The following is a 16,191-nucleotide window of genomic DNA, read 5'->3' as shown; positions in this document are numbered from 1 at the left end:
CACTGGCCCCGGAACTACCCAGAACCCGTAGAGTCAGCGCCCCGCCGAGCCCCGACGAGGTTGATGCGTCTGCCTTCCACCTCAAGGGCGGACAGGCACCAGCCGTCGAGTTCGGTGGTCTCACCCGTCTCGGGCACGTGACCCATGCGGTCGAGCACAAGGCCGCCGACCGTGTCCCAGTCGCCCTCAGGCAGGCGCAGTTCCAACACCTCGGCCAGTTGCGACGCCGGCAGCCGCCCGGAGAACAAGAACGTATCATCGCCGAGCACTTGAACCAGCGCCTCGTCGGCGTCGAATTCGTCGGCGATTTCCCCAACCAGCTCTTCGATGATGTCCTCGAGCGTGACCAGTCCCGCCACACCGCCGTACTCATCGACCGCGATGGCCAGGTGCGACTTGGACTCTTGCATCTCGCGCATCAGGTCGCTGACCCGCTTCGTCTCAGGCACGAAGGTGGCGGGGCGCAGCACCTGTGCGCATGTCACCACTCCGTCGGAGCCGATTCCGTGCAGGTGGGCGGCGACGAGATCCTTCGCCAGCACGATGCCTTGGAGATCGTCGACGCTGACACCGGTCACGGGCAGCCGGGTAAAGCCAGAGGCGATGACCTTCTCCAGAGCATCGGCGACGCTGTCGCCGATGCTCACGGTGATCATGTCGGGTCGGGGCACCATCACCTCCCGCACGATCGTGTCCCCGAGTCCCATGATTTGCCCGATCAGCTCGGCCTCGCTGTCTTCGATCAGCCTGGCTTGGGCTGCTGCCGACGCCAGGGCGACCAACTCGTCCTCGGTGACCTCACCGCTGTCGCCGTGTGTCGCTGCGGGTCCGAGCGCTCTCGCGGGCACTGCCAGCAGTCGGGCCGGCCACACGAGCGGCCCGGTGCGGCTCAGTACGCGTGCGACCGGCGCGAGCACCCGTGCCATGCGATCGTTCGCCTCTACCCCCCAACGGCGGGGCACCGCCTCGGTGACCACGAACAACGCGACTGAGGTCACGGCGATCGCGGCGATGATGCCCGCTGCACCCGTCCGGCTTGCGGCGATCCAGGTGACGCCTCCCACAAGCGTCACCTGCGCCAGTACTCGCAGCAGCGAGACAGGTCCCAGCACTACCTCGCGGTCTTCCACCAGCTGTTCCAACGACGCCTTCGGGGGGGCGCTCGAGTGGCCATTGTCGCGGTCGCCGTTGTGCCGTTCGCTGTTTCCGTCCGCCTCATCCAGACCTGAGGCACGGGCGCGCCCCAGACGAATGAAGGTCGCCTCGATCAATCGCAGGAACATGGCTGCCGCAAGCAGGACTGCTGCCGCGACCGCGCCGAGCACCCAGTTCATGAACGGCTCCACAATCTGCGAAGGTGCTCGGTCTCACGGGCGCGCATGGCCGCAGCCGCGGCAGGCTCGGCGTGGTCCATGCCGAGCAAGTGCAGCACGCCGTGCACGACCAGGAGATCGATTTCCGCTGTGACGCTGCCGTCATGCCCCGGACGGGACCCAGCCCCTGCCGCAGCATTCGATGCGGCGACCGCCGGGCACACAACCACATCGCCGACCAGCACATTGCCGACCAGAACATCACCCGCATCTGGAGCGCTCGACGCGTGTGCGCCGGCCACAAGATCGATCGAGAACGCCAGCACATCCGTCGGTCCGGTGTGACCCATGTGAGCTTTGTTCAGCTGTGCCATTTCTTCAGAACCGACAAATGTCACAGCAGTTTCCGAACCCGGCGGCACGCCCTCGGCATCGAGCACATCGCGCACCAACGCTCGATAGCGCTCCGAGTCGAGCCGGACATCGCTCTGGCGATCTGCAATCAGCACTCCGCCCTCGCCGGGAGAACCCGCACAGCCGCCGACCGGCTCGGCGCAGCTCGCAGCCGTGCGCTGCGACCCGGCTCGCTCACTCGGTGCCGTTGCGTTTCGCGTCACGTCGGTCATAGGCCTCCACGATGTCGCCGACGATGCGATGCCGGGTGATGTCGCGCCGGCCGAGGCGTGCAAAGGCAAGTCCGGGAATCCCGTCCAGTGCTTTCTCCACGTCAAGCAGGCCACTCTTGCCGCCCGGAACGTCGATCTGGGTCCGGTCGCCTGTCACGACCACTTTGGAGCCGAAACCGATGCGGGTCAGGAACATCTTCATTTGCTCAGGCGTCGTGTTCTGCGCCTCGTCCAAGATAATGAAGCTGTCGTTGAGGGTCCGACCGCGCATGAACGCCAGCGGCGCAACGTCGATGGTCTTGCGCTCGAGAAGCTTGGCGGCGGCTTCCACATCAAGCATGTCGTAGAGCGAGTCATACAGGGGCGCCAGGTACGGGTCGATCTTGGCCATCAGATCGCCGGGCAGGAAACCGAGTCGCTCACCCGCCTCCACCGCGGGCCGAGTGAGCACGATGCGCCGCACTGCTTTGGACATCAGCGCGTCGACGGCCAGCGCCACGGCCAGCCACGTCTTGCCCGTGCCGGCGGGTCCGACGGCGAACGTCACGATGTTCGACCGAATCATTTCCACGTAGCGCTTCTGGCCAGCGCTCTTGGCACGAACCACCCTGCCGTTGGGAGCGCGCAAGATCGGAGCAGAGAGCACATCGCTCGGGCTCTCGTCGGCTTCGACCATGTCGATGACGCGGTCGAGCACTTCAGGCTCGATCCGTTGGCCGGCCTCAAGGACGTGAACCATCTCTTCGAAGACTTGCCCGACGAGCGCTGCGCTCGGGCCCGCCACGGTGATCTCGTTGCCGCGCACATGGATGTCGGCATCTGCGAAGTGGTCCGCGACGAGCCGCAAGTGCTCGTCGCGCTGGCCCAGCACGCCGACCATGAGGTGGTTGCCCGGAACGTGAATCCGAACCTGGGTGTCGGTCACAGGGCTTAGGTACCTGCGCTCAACGGCCCAGCGCTCATTGACACGGGGCGCCAAGACGGCAATCGGGGGTGCCGACGGATGGTGCGGTCACGATGCGGCCAAGGCTAGTCCGCAACCGAGAACGCACATCGGCCACTTGTTTGGCTCAGGACCGCAGACCGGCAAATATCTCCTTGCACGCCGGGCACACCGGGAAGCGCTCGCCGTCGCGGGTGGGCACCCACTTCTTGCCACACAGCGCCACGACCTCTCGACCGCTGACGGCCGAGCGCGTCAGCGCCGTCTTGCTGACGTAGTGGGAAAAGCGGTCATGGTCGCCTTCGGTCTCGCGGGTGTCCGGACGCTCAATGACGTCAGGACTGCTAGCGACATTCGCGCCGACGTTCTGGATGGCCACTTCGCTGCTCCGGGTCCGCTCCGGGGTTTGCCTCTGCCGGTGCCAACGGTACGGCAGTAATGTGCCCAATCGCGCCGCAACCGCACCGGCGGTGCACGCGTGCGTCGAAGGGCAGCCCAGACCCAGCATGGCTAGGACTTCCTCCCCGGTCGCCGAAGACGGCGTGAAGGGCACAGAACTTCAGGCGTCGCGATGAGCACTGATGCCCAAGGTGCTCGGCTCGACTCGGCTGCGGGGTGGGTAGTCGCACTGTCGGCTGCGCTCGCAACGTTCGCTGTGTTCGGCGTGGCCTACAGCTTTGGCGCCTTCTTCGCTGAAGTTCGGGCCGAGTTCGGCGTGGACCGCAGCCAGACGGCACTGCTCTTCTCCCTGACGACGTTTGCGTACTTCACGCTGGGGATCTTCACGGGCAGGCTCGCCGACCGCTTTGGGCCGCGCCGGGTATTGCTCACCGGCGCGTTCGTGATGTTGGGTGGGCTGTGGCTGACCTCGATGACGAACAACATCTGGCTCGCGTACCTCACCTACGGGGCCGGTGTCGGGATTGGCGTTGCCTGCGCCTACGTACCAATGGTGGCGGTCGTCGGCGGGTGGTTCGAGCGCAGGCGAGTTGCTGCACTGGGTGTGGCCGTTGCCGGAATCGGCGTGGGCACGCTCGTGGGATCGCCAACCGCCGAGGCCCTTGTAGAGGCTTACGGGTGGCGATCCAGTTACCGCATCTTGGCGGTCGCAGCAACTGCGCTCATGCTGGTGGCGGCGATCGGGGCACGCCGCCCCCCGATGCACGCCGACACTGCAGAGCTGCCGCGTCTCTCCGCGCTGATGCGGGGCCGGGCGCTCATGTTCACATTCCTGTACGCGTCGGTGCTCGTCCTGAGCGCGAGCCTCTTTATGCCCTTCGTGTACCTGCCCGACTACGTGTCGGGCCTCGGCAGGACTGGCGGCGCGACCCTGGTGGGCATCATCGGCGGCGCGTCGGTAGTAGGCCGGCTCGGTTTGGGGGCGCTCGGGGCCTTTGTCCCCCTGATGCGTCTGTATCAGCTCTCGTTCTTCACGATGGCGCTCAGCTATCTGCTGTGGCTGGGCTCCGAGGCGAACCCGTGGATGCTGCTCACGTTCGCCATCGTCATGGGCCTCAGCTACGGCGGCTTCATCGCATTGTCCCCGGCAGTGGCCGCGATGTTGTTCGGCCCAGTCGGGCTCGGCGGCGTGCTCGGAGCGCTGTACACCGCCGCTGGAGTCGGGGCGATGATTGGCCCACCGGTACTCGGCCTGCTGATCGATGCCAGGGGCTACAACGCCACGATCACTATTGCGATGCTCGTGGGCTTCGCTGCCGTACCGCTGCTGATTGCAGCTGAACGGCTCGCACGCTCGCGCCCCGCGGCATTTGGTCCACAAGCGGCAACGCAGCGCCCGCCACCCAAATCAACGGCAGCCGCTCATCCCCCCTCAGGCAAACCCGTACACGTTCCCGCGTACGGAACGCTCGGTCCCGCTGCCATCGATTCGGTCCTGCTGCTGTCATTCGGCGGGCCCGAAGGCCCCGACGACGTCATGCCGTTCCTTCAGAACGTGACCCGGGGGCGCAATGTGCCGCCGGAACGTCTTGCCCAGGTGAAGATGCAATACCTCCACCACGGCGGCGTGAGCCCCATCAATGAGCAGAACCGCTCGCTGTTAGCGGCCGTGTCGACAGAGCTGGCTCGACGAGGCAGCCCGCTGGCGTGCTACTGGGGCAACCGCAACTGGCATCCCTACCTGCGGGACACAGTCGGCCAGATGGTTGCCGAGGGTCGCCGTCACGCAGCGGTGATCGTGACGTCTGCGTTCAGCTCGTACTCAGGCTGCCGCCAATACCACGAGGATCTTGCGCAAGCCGCAAGCGACATGCCCAACGCGCCGCAGCTGTCCCGGTTTCGCGTCTACGGCAATCATCCCGGGTTCGCTGGAGCTGTCGCCGAACGCATCCGCGAGGCGCTCGACGGAGCGCATCTGCGAAGCGACGTACACACCCTGTTCAGCGCACACAGCCTGCCGAGCCGGATGGCGGCGTCCTGCAACTACGAGGCCGAGCTTCGCGATGTCGCCGAGGCCGTTGCCGATATGGCAGGCCTCGCTGGCGAGATCGAGATCGTGTACCAGTCCCGCAGTGGCCCCCCGCAGGTGCCGTGGCTGGAACCCGATGTCAACGACCGCCTCACCCAGCTCGGTTCGCAGGGATGCCGCGCAGTCCTCGTCGTGCCGCTCGGATTCGTGTCAGACCACATGGAAGTGCTCGTCGACCTCGACACGAGGGCACGTACGACGGCCGCTCGCGCAGGCATCACCATGGTGCGTGCCCGCACGGTCGGCACTCATCCGCTGTTCATTTCAGCGCTCGTCGATCTCGTCGAAGAGACCGCTGGGCTGCGTACCGACAGGCCCACGGTCGGTCGCCTCGGTCCACGTCCCGACATCTGTGCCCCAGGCTGCTGTCCCCTAGAGCGGGTCGGCTAACCGTCAGCCGCAGCCGCTGGTCGCTCCGCAGGACCGGCAAGCGAAGCACGAACCGACGCGCACCATCCGATCGCCGCAGGTCATGCACAGCGGTGCGTCCCGGTGACCGCGTGCCTCGGAGCGCTCCGACGGAGGATCCGGAGCCGGCTCGGCGCCGATTGCGCTCTCGACGGAAGCACTCTCAAGTCCTGGCAATGGCGGATCGGTGCGCTCGTCGACGCTGAGCACCCCCAGTTCGCTGCGCTCGTCGAACGACAGGTACTCGAGCGCCAAGCGGCGGAAGATGTAGTCGACGATGCTGGTTGCGATACGAAGCTCGGGATCGTCGGTGAGCCCCGCCGGTTCGAACCGCATGTTGGTGAAGGCCTCGACATAGGAGCGCAGCGGCACCCCGTACTGCAGGCCATGGCTCACCGAGATGGCGAACGCGTCCATGATCCCGGCCAGCGTGGAGCCCTGTTTTGCCACGGTGAGGAATATCTCCCCTGGCCGTCCGTCGTCGTACTCGCCGACCGTCATGTAGCCGTGGCAGTCGGTGACGCGGAAGGAGGACGTGCGCGACCGGCGACTGCGCGGCAACCGATTGCGCGGCGGTGCCGGCGCTCCCCGCAGCGCCGCGTCGGCGTTGGCCGCGTGGGCCACGGCGGCCGTTGGCGCGGGCCCGACGGACAATGGCTGGCTCACCTTGCAGTTGTCGCGGTAAATCGCTACTGCTTTGAGGCCGAGCCGCCACGATTCGGTGAGGAGGTCCTCGATGTCGCCCACGGTGGCCGATTCCGGAAGGTTCACCGTTTTGGAGATCGCGCCCGACACGAATGGCTGGCAGGCGGCCATCATCGCGACATGGCCCTGCGGCGAGATCACGTCGTCCCCGATCGAGCAGGCGAACACAGCGCGGTCTGCGTCCGACAGATGCGGCGCACCGGAGATGTGCCCGGTTTCGAGGATGTGCGCCTCGATATCGGCGATCTCCGGCAGCGAGTATCCCAGCCGTGCAAGGGCGACCGGCACTGTCGAGTTCACGATACGCAAGTCGCCGCCACCGACCAGCTTCTTGTGCTTCACCAAGCCCAGGTCGGGCTCGATCCCGGTGGTGTCGCAGTCCATCATGAACGAGATCGTGCCCGTGGGCGCGATGACGGTGGCCTGAGAATTCCTGACGCCGTGAGCCTCACAACCATCTACTGCACGGTCCCATCGCTCGCGTGCAGCCGATCGCAGCTCGACTACCAGAGCGGGCAGTCCGTTCTCTGAGGAAACGCTGTCGGCGGCTTCCGTGCGGTCTGGGTAGGCCTCGATGCGTTTGAGCGCGTCGCGATGCCGGCGCAGCACGCCGCTCATCGCTTCTGCGTTGGGCGCGTAGCCGTCGAACGCTCCGAGTCGTTCAGCCAGATCAGCGGAGGTGGCGTAGGCCTCCCCGCACATGAGCGCCGTGATCGACGCTGCGAGCGCCCTCGCTTGCGGCGAGTCGTACGGGAGGCCCGCTGCCATCAGCAGCGCCCCCAGGTTCGTGAAGCCCAGACCGAGCTGGCGGAAACGGCGGGACGTCTCGCCGATGAGATCAGTCGGGTAGTCGGCGTGGCTGACCAGCACGTCCTGCGCAATAAACGTGATTCGTACTGCGTGACGCAAGCCCTCGACGTCGAAGTCGCAGCCGGGTGCGGTGCCCACGTGATCCCCGAAGAAGGGCAGCAGGTTGACGCTTGCCAAGTTGCAGGCCGAATTGTCGAGGTGGACATACTCGCTGCATGGATTGCTGGCGTTGATCGGACCGTGAGCCGGCGCGGTGTGCCAGCTGTTGATCGTGGTCGAGAACTGCACGCCGGGATCTGCACACTCCCAGGACGCCTGGGCAATCTGGCGAAGCAGGTCCCGCGCCCCCATCACCGAAGTCACCTCGCCGTTCGTGCGGGCGCGCAGCTCCCAGCAGGCATCGGCCTCCACCGCTGCCATGAACTCGTTGGACAGCCGAACCGAGTTGTTCGCATTCTGGTACTGCACCGAGAACGAATCGACGCCGTCGAGATCCATGTCGAAGCCTGCGGCGGACAACGCTCGCGCCTTGCGCTCTTCGCGTGCCTTGCACCACACGAAAGCCTCAATGTCAGGGTGGTCGGCGTCGAGCAGCACCATCTTGGCTGCGCGACGGGTCTTGCCGCCGCTGCGAATCGTCCCCGCTGACGCGTCGGCGCCCCGCATGAAGCTGACCGGGCCACTTGCAGTCCCACCGCCCGACAGGAGTTCGCACGAGGCTCGCAGCGCCGACAGATTCACGCCGGCTCCCGATCCGCCCTTGAAGATGCGGCCCTCAGTGACGTACCACTCCAGGATCGACTCCATCTCGTCGTCGACGGCGAGGATGAAGCACGCCGACGCCTGCTGGGGCACGTCCCGCACGCCGATGTTGAACCACACCGGGCTGTTGAAGGCCACTCGCTGATGCAGCAACAGCCACGCCAGCTCCGCCTCGAAGGTGGTGGCCTCTTCAGGCGATTCGAAATAGCCATCGCTGGATGCCCAGCGGGTGATCGTGCCCGCAACGCGGTCGATGACCTGGCGCAGCGAATGCTCTCGCTCTGGGGTGCCGAGGGTGCCACGGAAGTACTTCTGGGCAACGATATTGACCGCTGTGGGACTCCAATCGGCAGGGAATTCGACGTCGGGCTGCGAGAACGCAACCGACCCGTCGACCGCGTTGGTGATGGACGCGTTGAAGCGTTCCCACCGCACGGCGTCGTAAGGGTGGGTGCCGGCAACGGTGAAATGCCGACGCAACCGCATTGGCGCGCCCTCAGGGCGGCGGCCGGGGTTTGCCCCCTGCACTCGCTGCGCCTCGGTCATCGCCACCTGCCGTTAACCCCCTGCACAAGTGTCGCGAGCCAGAATCGATTCGCGAGAACACGGCTGCCGAATCTTCCGGCCACCACAGACAGGCGCACCCTACGGCCGCCTGCCTGTGGAATGGAAGTGGGCAACGTCGGGGCTTTCATGGGGATATTCCTGTGCACAACTGGCGAGCGGTGTGGACAACCGCCCACGGAGGTGCCGGCATCAGACGCCACGCAGGAATTGCGTGACAGCCCCGTGAGCAGGGGATAGTGCTGGCCTCCCGGTCGGGCCACCACAGACATCCTCCTCCCGAACTGGCGCTTCTGACAATAAGTTTTCCACAGCCCCTGTGGATGAGTGCCGTAGCCCGGGACGTTCGGTGGATCCAACGGTGGCAGACTCGCCGCGTGCACCGGCTGTACCCGCTGCCTCCGGGACCCGTCAACGCGGAGCAAGCCGCCGGTCCGCGGCGTTCACCGCACGCCGACCGTCCCTGGGTGATGCTCAACATGGTGGCGAGCATCGACGGGGCCGCCGCGGTCGACGGTCTGTCGCGGGGACTCTCGAGCGAAGCCGACAAGGCATTGTTCGTCGCCCTGCGCGCCCAAGCCGACATCGTCCTGGTCGGTGCCCGCACGGCGAACGCCGAGCGATATGGCCCAGCGCGGCGATCTGGGGCCCGCATTGCAGTGGTCAGCGGCTCACTCAGCGTCGACCCGGACTTGCCGCTGTTCCGGTCGCCGTCCGATCCGGCGACCGCACCCTTGCCTCTGGTGGTGACAACTGCCAACGCTGACCCTGAAGCCGCGGCGCGGCTGGCAGATCGCGCCGACGTCGTGCCCGCTGGCACCGAGTCAGTGGATCTGCATGCAGCGTTGAGGCACCTCGGCTCGCTGGGAGCTCGCGTCGTGCTGTGCGAAGGTGGGCCAGCCCTCAACGCCAGCTTGCTGGCAGCCGATCTCGTAGACGAAGTGAATCTGACGCACGCCCCGCTGGCCGTGGGAGACGAGGCCCCACGCATCGCCACCGCGCCAGTGGGCGGCTCAACGCCCCCAGGACCACGCGAGTACGCGCTGGAGCACGTCATCACCCAAGACGGTGTGCTCTTCGTGCGCTGGATCCGCTCCCGGCACTGAAATCTCGAACAAATGCGCGCCATATCGAACATTCGTTGCTAGTGTAGTGCCCGGAACGAGAGTTCCATCTCACGAACTTCATTTCACGGACTTCGACGAGTTCCGGCTCGACGGACGATGGTGAGCCAACTCGGCGGCTTCGCCCAGCGGATTCGCCCGACACGGCTCACTCAGGCGTACTTCTCCAGGAGGATCACCATGAAGACGGCTAGTGCTGCGGACCGGCGGGTCGCACATCTCGGAGAGCGCCAGCGCGCCATGCTCGAGTTCATCGACGAGATACAGCGCGAGCGCGGTTACCCGCCGTCGGTGCGAGAGATCGGCGAGGCAGTCAACCTCAGCTCGCCTGCAACCGTCCACCGCCATTTACGAACGCTTGAGGCAGACGGTTGGCTCCGGCGCGACCCGTCACGGCCCAGAGCACTCATCGTCAACTTCGACTGGCAGACGGGCGTGAAGGGAGAGCGACGGCCGACCCGTCATGTGCCTCTCATCGGCGACGTCGCCGCCGGTACCGACGTGCTCGCCCAGCAAAACGTTGAAGAACTGCTGCCACTGCCCGCCGACTTCACAGGCAGCGGTGAATTGTTCATGCTGCGAGTGCGGGGCGACTCGATGATTGATGCCGGCATCTGGGACCGCGACTATGTCGTAGCCCGTCACCAACCCGATGCCGAATCGGGTGACATCGTTGTCGCCGGCATCGATGGCGAGGAGGGCACCGTCAAGCGCTACCGGCGCGCCGACGATCAAATTGTTCTTGAACCGGCCAATCCCGATCACCACCCGATCGTCCGCCCCGCCGCCGAGGTCACGATCTACGGCAAGGTAGTGACGGTCATCCGGCGCCTTTAGGCGCCGGTGCGAACGACACGGCGCCGCCTTTAGCGGCGGACCCTCAAACACGGCGCCGCCTCTAGCGGTGAAGCGACTTGACACGGCGCTTTGGCACGCCGTGTGCTCAACTTGGCTGGTGTTCACGGTCCTGACGCAGCCGCCTGAAGATCTCGATGTCGCGTCCCGGGTGTGGATCCCGATCCGATCCGGCACGGTCTTCACCGATCCCACAGGCGGCTTGGCCAGCGGCTCGACGGCACCAGTCGGCAACGGATCGCCTCGCGCCTTATTTCTGGGAGTGCTCGACGGGCAGGGCGTGTGGGCAGTCGACATGGATCCCGCTGACGGACCGCCGCTGGACGAGGGTGATCTCGAGCCCGTTCCGCTGCGAAAGCTCTACGGCCGCATCCCCGACGAGCACTGGCAGATCGCCGGCCGCGCAACCCAGATCGTGGAGTTCGAACGAACCCACTGCTATTGCGGACGTTGCGGGAGCCCGACGAACACGAATGCCGCCGACCGGGCGAAGGTCTGCGGCGAGTGCGGGCATATGGCGTTTCCGAGGCTCAGCCCGGCCATGATCGTGCTCGTCGAGCGTGGCCCCGAGGTACTCCTCGCATGGGGCCGGCAATTCCCCGGACGCTTCTACAGCGCACTTGCGGGCTTCGTCGAACCCGGTGAGAGCCTCGAGGATGCCGTGTTCCGGGAGGTACGCGAAGAAGTCGCTATCTCGGTGAGCGACGTGCGCTATTTCGGAAGCCAGCCGTGGCCCTTCCCGCACTCGTTGATGTGTGGCTTCACTTGCCAATGGCAAGCAGGCGAGATCGAGATTGATCCTGAAGAGATCGTCGAAGCCGGTTGGTACACCGCTGACAATCTGCCTCCCTGCCCGCGTGGAGGCATGTCGATCGCAGGCTGGCTGATCGACGACTGGCTCAATCGCACAGGCGGCGCCTAGGAGCCGCTCGGCTCACCTGGGCAAACTCAGCGCCTAGCTGCGGTGCCAGCTAGCGCCGTCAGGGCCATCGGACACCACGATGCCCGCAGCGGCCAAGTCGGCGCGAATGCGGTCGGCGTTGTCGAAGTCGCGAGCTGCGCGCGCCGCTTCCCGATCTGCAAGCAATGCCTCGACCTCGGCGTCGGAAAGCTCGACATCGGTGCGAATGCGGTCGCCGTCGTCTCCGCAGGTGAGACCGAGGACGCTGAGCAGATGCAGCGCCGTACGAGCCCAGCGCGCAGCCTCTCGAGGTTGTTCGGCATCGAGAGAGGCGTTCGCGCGGCGCACCAGCCGGAAGATCACATTGAGCGCGGTCGGCGTGGAGAAATCGTCGTCCATCGCCGCTGCAAACGCCGCGGCCGCTTCGACATCTAGATCGGGTGCTGCGCCGGCCTCGATTTCGGGCCGTCGCAGTGTGGCCCCCACCTCCTGGGCGATGCCTGCAGCCGCGACTCGGCGCGCGAACGCATCGAGGCGGCCGACGGCGCTGCGCGCCGCCTCAAGCGCATTAGACCCCATCTCCATCGCTCGCCGGTAGTGGGTCTGCAGCACCAACAAGCGGACGGCGCGAGCCCCCGCAGCGTCTATGGCGTCAGCGAGCTGGGTGTAGTTGCCAAGTGATTTCGCCATCTTCTGGCTGCCGACGTTCACCATTGCGCTGTGTACCCAGTAACGAGCGAACGACTCGCCAACAGCAGTCACCTGCGCCCATTCGTTCTGGTGATGCGGGAAGACCAGGTCGTCTCCCCCGCCGTGAATGTCGAAGCCGGGCCCGAGCGCGCTGAGCGACATCGCCACGCACTCGGTATGCCAGCCGGGCCTGCCCTCTCCCCACGGAGTCGCCCAGCGCGGCTCCCCCGGTCGGGCGGCCTTCCAGAGCGCAAAGTCGAGCGGCGAGCGCTTATCGGGATCGACTTCGATACGTGCGCCGGCGTCAGCGGCGAGTTGCTCGGAGGTCCGGCCGGCCAGCTGGCCATACCCGGGGGCTGAATCCACGGCGAAGTACACGCCCTTGCCGGGAATGTCATACGCAGCCCCGAGCGACCGAAGCTCAGCGATCACGTCGATCATCTGGGAGATGAAGTGCGTGGCATGAGGTCGCGAATGCGGCCGGAGTACACCGAGACGATCCATCTGTTGGTCATATGCCGCCGTGAACTCTGTCGCGACATCGGCCTCCGAGCGTTTCTCACGCTGGGCCCGTTCCACGATCCTGTCGTCGATGTCGGTGACATTCGATGCGACCGTGACATCGAATCCGGCCCAAGACAGGTAGCGCCGCACCATGTCGTAGGTCAGCGCTGTGCGGCCATGGCCAAGGTGTGGCACGTCATAGACCGTCGGACCGCAGACATACATCGAGACCTCGTCCGGCGTGCGCGGGACGAAGGCGGTCTTGCGCCGCGTCATCGTGTCGAAGATCTGCAAACTCACTGTTGCCGGGGTCCCGATCGGGGTGCAAGGGTACCGATGAGCTCTACGGCGAACCCCTGGAAATTCCCCATGAGTCCTCACAGTGCCGTCCTGTGCCACACAACGGCGAGCAAATCCTGACACGGCATGCTCTCAGGCCTCGCCATACTGGCTGTTGTGCCCACGCTCCTCTACAAGCTCGGTCGGGCGTGTGCCATCCATCGACTCCGGACCGTCGCAGTCTGGGTCGTCTTAGCCGTCTCGCTGCTGGTTGCCAACCATGTCTACGGCGGCGAGTTCGGTCGGGGCATCGAATTGCCCGGTTCGGACAGCGAGCGCGCCCACGAGTTGTTGCGTTCAGACTTCGGAACCGATTCCGGCACGACTGCACTGGTCGTCGTGCAAGCACCTGCGGGATCGACGCTGGCAGATCCGCCGCAGACCGTGGCCATCGCGATGCTGCGCGCAACCCTCGCCGAGAATCCGGACGTTGCCTTCGTGGACGGACCGCACCCGGGCGACCTTACGCGCCCGGTCGGGGGCACGAGCAATGACGGCTCCCGCATCATGCGCAAGCAGCCCGCCGTCAGCCCCGACGGCACCATTGGGCTGATTTCGGTCAGGCTGCGCCCTGACGTCGAGACCTCATCGCATGTCACGGAACGATTGGAGGCAACGGGCGACGCTGCCATGGCAAACTTTGGTGCCGGGACCTTGCGGGTGACCTACGGCGGCGACCTCTACCGGGAGATCCGAGAACCCGAGACCGGCTTGGGCGAGGCAGTCGGACTCCTTGCCGCAGTCGTCATCCTGCTGGTGGCATTCGGCAGCATCGTCGCGATGGGCTTGCCGGTCGGCTTGGCCCTGTTCGGCATCGGCATCGGGGTCTTCGGGCTTATGGGTTTGCTGGCATTGGGCCTTCCCGTTCCCGACTGGGCACCGAACATGGCCATGATGATCGGCCTCGGCGTCGGCATCGACTACGCCTTGTTCATCGTCACGCGTTTCCGGGAGGGTTTGGCCGACGGCCTCACCGTTCCCGATGCCGCCGGTCGCGCGAATGCCACTGCGGGCTTGGCGGTAATTGTCGCCGGCGGCACTGTCGTCATCGCCATCTTGGGCCTGATCATGTCCTGGGTGCCGTTCATGACGGCTGCCGCGGTGTCGGTCTCGGTGGTTGTAGCGCTGATGGTGGTGGCATCAATCACGGTGCTCCCAGCTCTGCTGGGGTGGGTAGGGCCACGCCTCGGTGCCCGCCACCGGCGCAGCCGCGGACCCGGCTCGGAACGCTTCGCCAGGATTCGGAGGAGGTTGCAGTCGTGGCGTGGGGGGACCGGGGACATTCATCCCGTCTGGCACCGTTGGGGAGCGCACGTGTCGGCGCACGCCCGCGCGTACTTCGTGAGCACGCTGTCCCTGCTCATCGTGCTGTCTGCACCGGTCATATGGCTCCGGCTGGGTTTTCCCGACCAAGGCAACGACGACCCCAACAGCACGACGCGGCAGGCATACGACCTGCTCGCGGAGGGGTTCGGGCCGGGCTTCAACGGCCCGCTGATCATCGCGGCCGACACCACACGCACAACACCCGCCGAGCTGTCACAGCTGACCGCCGCTGTGGGGGCCGATCCTGGCATCGCTGCTGTAACGCCGCCGCTGTACTCGCAGGTCGGTGATGCTGCCACCCTCACCGCATTCCCCACGACGGCACCGCAGGACGAGGCAACGGTCGAGACCCTCGAACGACTGAGAAGCGAGCTCCTTCCGATGGTGCTGAGGGACCCTGACGCTGCCCACATTGGCGGCGCCACGGCCACCCTCGCTGATGTGTCGAAGCGTGTCACCGACCGGCTGCCCTACTTCATTTCCGCAGTCGTCGTCCTGAGCTTCTTGATGCTGATCCTGGTGTTCCGGTCGCTGCTCGTCCCGCTCAAGGCAGCGATCTTGAACCTGCTGTCGATCGGCGCCGCCTACGGCGTGATGGTGGCCGTGTTCCAGTGGGGCTGGGGCCTGCGCCTGGTGGGGCTGGCCGAGCCGGTGCCAATCGTCTCATTCCTGCCGATGTTCACCTTCGCGGTGCTGTTCGGCCTGTCGATGGACTACGAGGTCTTCTTGCTGAGCCGCATCCGGGAGAACTATCTCTCCAGCGGCGACAACGCCCACAGCGTCGTCAGCGGCATCGCGAACACGGCTCGGGTCATCACGTCGGCTGCGCTGATCATGATCTCCGTGTTCATCGGCTTTGTGAGCAACGCAGATCCCGTGCTCAAGATGATGGGGCTCAGCCTCGCGACTGCCATCGCCGTCGACGCCACCGTCATCCGCATGGTGCTTGTGCCAGCGTCGATGAAGCTGCTGGGGGATGCGAATTGGTGGTTCCCACGATGGCTGGCAAGGCTGCCCAGCCTCCACATCGACGGCGAACGGCGCTTGCCGCCGCGTGAGTACGCCCAAGCGGCTACGGAAGCGCGGACTGGCTGAGGGAGCTGGTCACGCCCCAGACCGCCAGGTTGTGGAATGCGTGCAGGGCCAGGCCCGCCCACCACCCATAGCGCACTCGCGCGATGGTGAACATGAGGCCCAGCCACATCTGCGGGCTCACCACGAGCGGCGCCACGATGATCGCGGCGACGGAGAGATTCACGTCGTAGTTGCTGAGGTGTACGAAGCCGAACGCTGCTATCGAGCACCACACCGGCCAGCCCGGGTGAGATGACCACCACCCAGCGGCGCTGTCGCGCCAGGTCGGGGGGGTCGGGGCACTCTCGTTCTCAGCGGCGTCTCGCGTCACCCCGACGATGAGCGACTGGATCCACAACACGCCGGATGCGATCACGATGATCCCGAACACCGCAGCGACGGCGATGACCGGCCCGTCGCCTCCTGCGAAGTTCAGGACTCCGATCGCTCCTGTGGCCGCGAGTACCCCCAAGCGCAGGCGGCCGGCAAGCGGGAGCCGGAACACAAGCTCCTCGACAACCGGCGCCAGCAGCGCCACGAGCACGAATTGCTCGACGAGGGGTCGCTTGAGGAGTTCGGACTCCAGGGTGTTGTCATAGCCCACCATTGACGCAATCAGCGAGACTGCGAGCAAGGCGATCGAGCCGCCGAGACCGATCACGAAGAGGAGGGCAAGGCCTCCCGGCCAGCGGCCCCGAACCGCCGCGCTGCGCCAGTCTGGGCGGACGCCGAAGCGCGGGCTGATCGTGCTCCACACGC

General features: G+C 66.0%; 12 protein-coding genes. 5 read left to right on the top strand and 7 right to left on the bottom strand.

The window, feature by feature from the left end; all coding sequences use genetic code 11:
- Positions 1-14: 14 nt before the first annotated feature.
- From ACPXYO_RS14910 to ACPXYO_RS14895, 4 genes are all read right to left on the bottom strand, one after another.
- On the bottom strand, positions 15-1,334 hold the full coding sequence (locus ACPXYO_RS14910; protein WP_423922095.1) for a hemolysin family protein: 1,320 nt from the start codon (positions 1,332-1,334) through the stop codon (positions 15-17).
- Positions 1,331-1,939, bottom strand: coding sequence for an rRNA maturation RNase YbeY (gene ybeY, locus ACPXYO_RS14905; protein ID WP_423922093.1), 609 nt, complete (start codon positions 1,937-1,939; stop codon positions 1,331-1,333). Before ybeY ends, ACPXYO_RS14910 begins: the two co-directional genes overlap by 4 nt.
- On the bottom strand, positions 1,902-2,864 hold the full coding sequence (locus ACPXYO_RS14900; RefSeq protein ID WP_423922090.1) for a PhoH family protein: 963 nt from the start codon (positions 2,862-2,864) through the stop codon (positions 1,902-1,904). Before ACPXYO_RS14900 ends, ybeY begins: the two co-directional genes overlap by 38 nt.
- A 145-nt stretch (positions 2,865-3,009) precedes the next feature.
- Positions 3,010-3,261, bottom strand: a complete 252-nt coding sequence (locus ACPXYO_RS14895) for a DUF3039 domain-containing protein (RefSeq protein ID WP_420623933.1) — start codon at positions 3,259-3,261, stop codon at positions 3,010-3,012.
- Between the two features lie 192 nt (positions 3,262-3,453).
- On the opposite strand from ACPXYO_RS14895, the gene hemH reads away from it, so the two are divergent.
- On the top strand, positions 3,454-5,760 hold the full coding sequence (gene hemH / locus ACPXYO_RS14890) for a ferrochelatase (protein ID WP_423922086.1): 2,307 nt from the start codon (positions 3,454-3,456) through the stop codon (positions 5,758-5,760).
- A gap of 3 nt (positions 5,761-5,763) precedes the next feature.
- On the opposite strand, the gene ACPXYO_RS14885 is transcribed toward hemH, so the two are convergent.
- Positions 5,764-8,541, bottom strand: a complete 2,778-nt coding sequence (locus ACPXYO_RS14885; protein WP_423923877.1) for a vitamin B12-dependent ribonucleotide reductase — start codon at positions 8,539-8,541, stop codon at positions 5,764-5,766.
- A 455-nt stretch (positions 8,542-8,996) separates the two neighbouring features.
- On the opposite strand from ACPXYO_RS14885, the gene ACPXYO_RS14880 reads away from it, so the two are divergent.
- The 3 genes from ACPXYO_RS14880 (at position 8,997) to nudC (ending at position 11,520) form a co-directional block, all read left to right on the top strand.
- The gene (locus tag ACPXYO_RS14880) at positions 8,997-9,725 is read left to right on the top strand and encodes a dihydrofolate reductase family protein (RefSeq protein ID WP_423922084.1); all 729 of its coding nucleotides are present in this window, start codon (positions 8,997-8,999) and stop codon (positions 9,723-9,725) included.
- 198 nt (positions 9,726-9,923) lie between these two features.
- Positions 9,924-10,580, top strand: coding sequence for a transcriptional repressor LexA (gene lexA, locus ACPXYO_RS14875; RefSeq protein ID WP_420623936.1), 657 nt, complete (start codon positions 9,924-9,926; stop codon positions 10,578-10,580).
- Between the two features lie 67 nt (positions 10,581-10,647).
- Positions 10,648-11,520 (top strand): NAD(+) diphosphatase, encoded by an 873-nt coding sequence (gene nudC / locus ACPXYO_RS14870; protein ID WP_423922080.1) that lies wholly within the window; start codon positions 10,648-10,650, stop codon positions 11,518-11,520.
- Between the two features lie 33 nt (positions 11,521-11,553).
- Here nudC and cysS read toward each other — a convergent pair whose 3' ends face one another.
- Positions 11,554-12,993, bottom strand: coding sequence for a cysteine--tRNA ligase (gene cysS / locus ACPXYO_RS14865; protein ID WP_423922077.1), 1,440 nt, complete (start codon positions 12,991-12,993; stop codon positions 11,554-11,556).
- Between the two features lie 126 nt (positions 12,994-13,119).
- Between cysS and ACPXYO_RS14860 the strand changes: the two genes are divergently transcribed.
- The gene (locus tag ACPXYO_RS14860; RefSeq protein WP_423922074.1) at positions 13,120-15,453 is read left to right on the top strand and encodes an MMPL family transporter; all 2,334 of its coding nucleotides are present in this window, start codon (positions 13,120-13,122) and stop codon (positions 15,451-15,453) included.
- On the opposite strand, the gene ACPXYO_RS14855 is transcribed toward ACPXYO_RS14860, so the two are convergent.
- Positions 15,431-16,189 (bottom strand): hypothetical protein, encoded by a 759-nt coding sequence (locus tag ACPXYO_RS14855; protein WP_420623940.1) that lies wholly within the window; start codon positions 16,187-16,189, stop codon positions 15,431-15,433. The genes ACPXYO_RS14860 and ACPXYO_RS14855 overlap by 23 nt on opposite strands.
- Positions 16,190-16,191 lie beyond the last annotated feature (2 nt).

The organism is Candidatus Poriferisodalis sp. (genome assembly GCF_965237655.1).
Classification (GTDB): Bacteria; Actinomycetota; Acidimicrobiia; order Acidimicrobiales; family Poriferisodalaceae; genus Poriferisodalis.
Note: the sequence above shows the minus strand (reverse complement) of the source record. Positions and strands in the feature narration are given on the sequence as shown.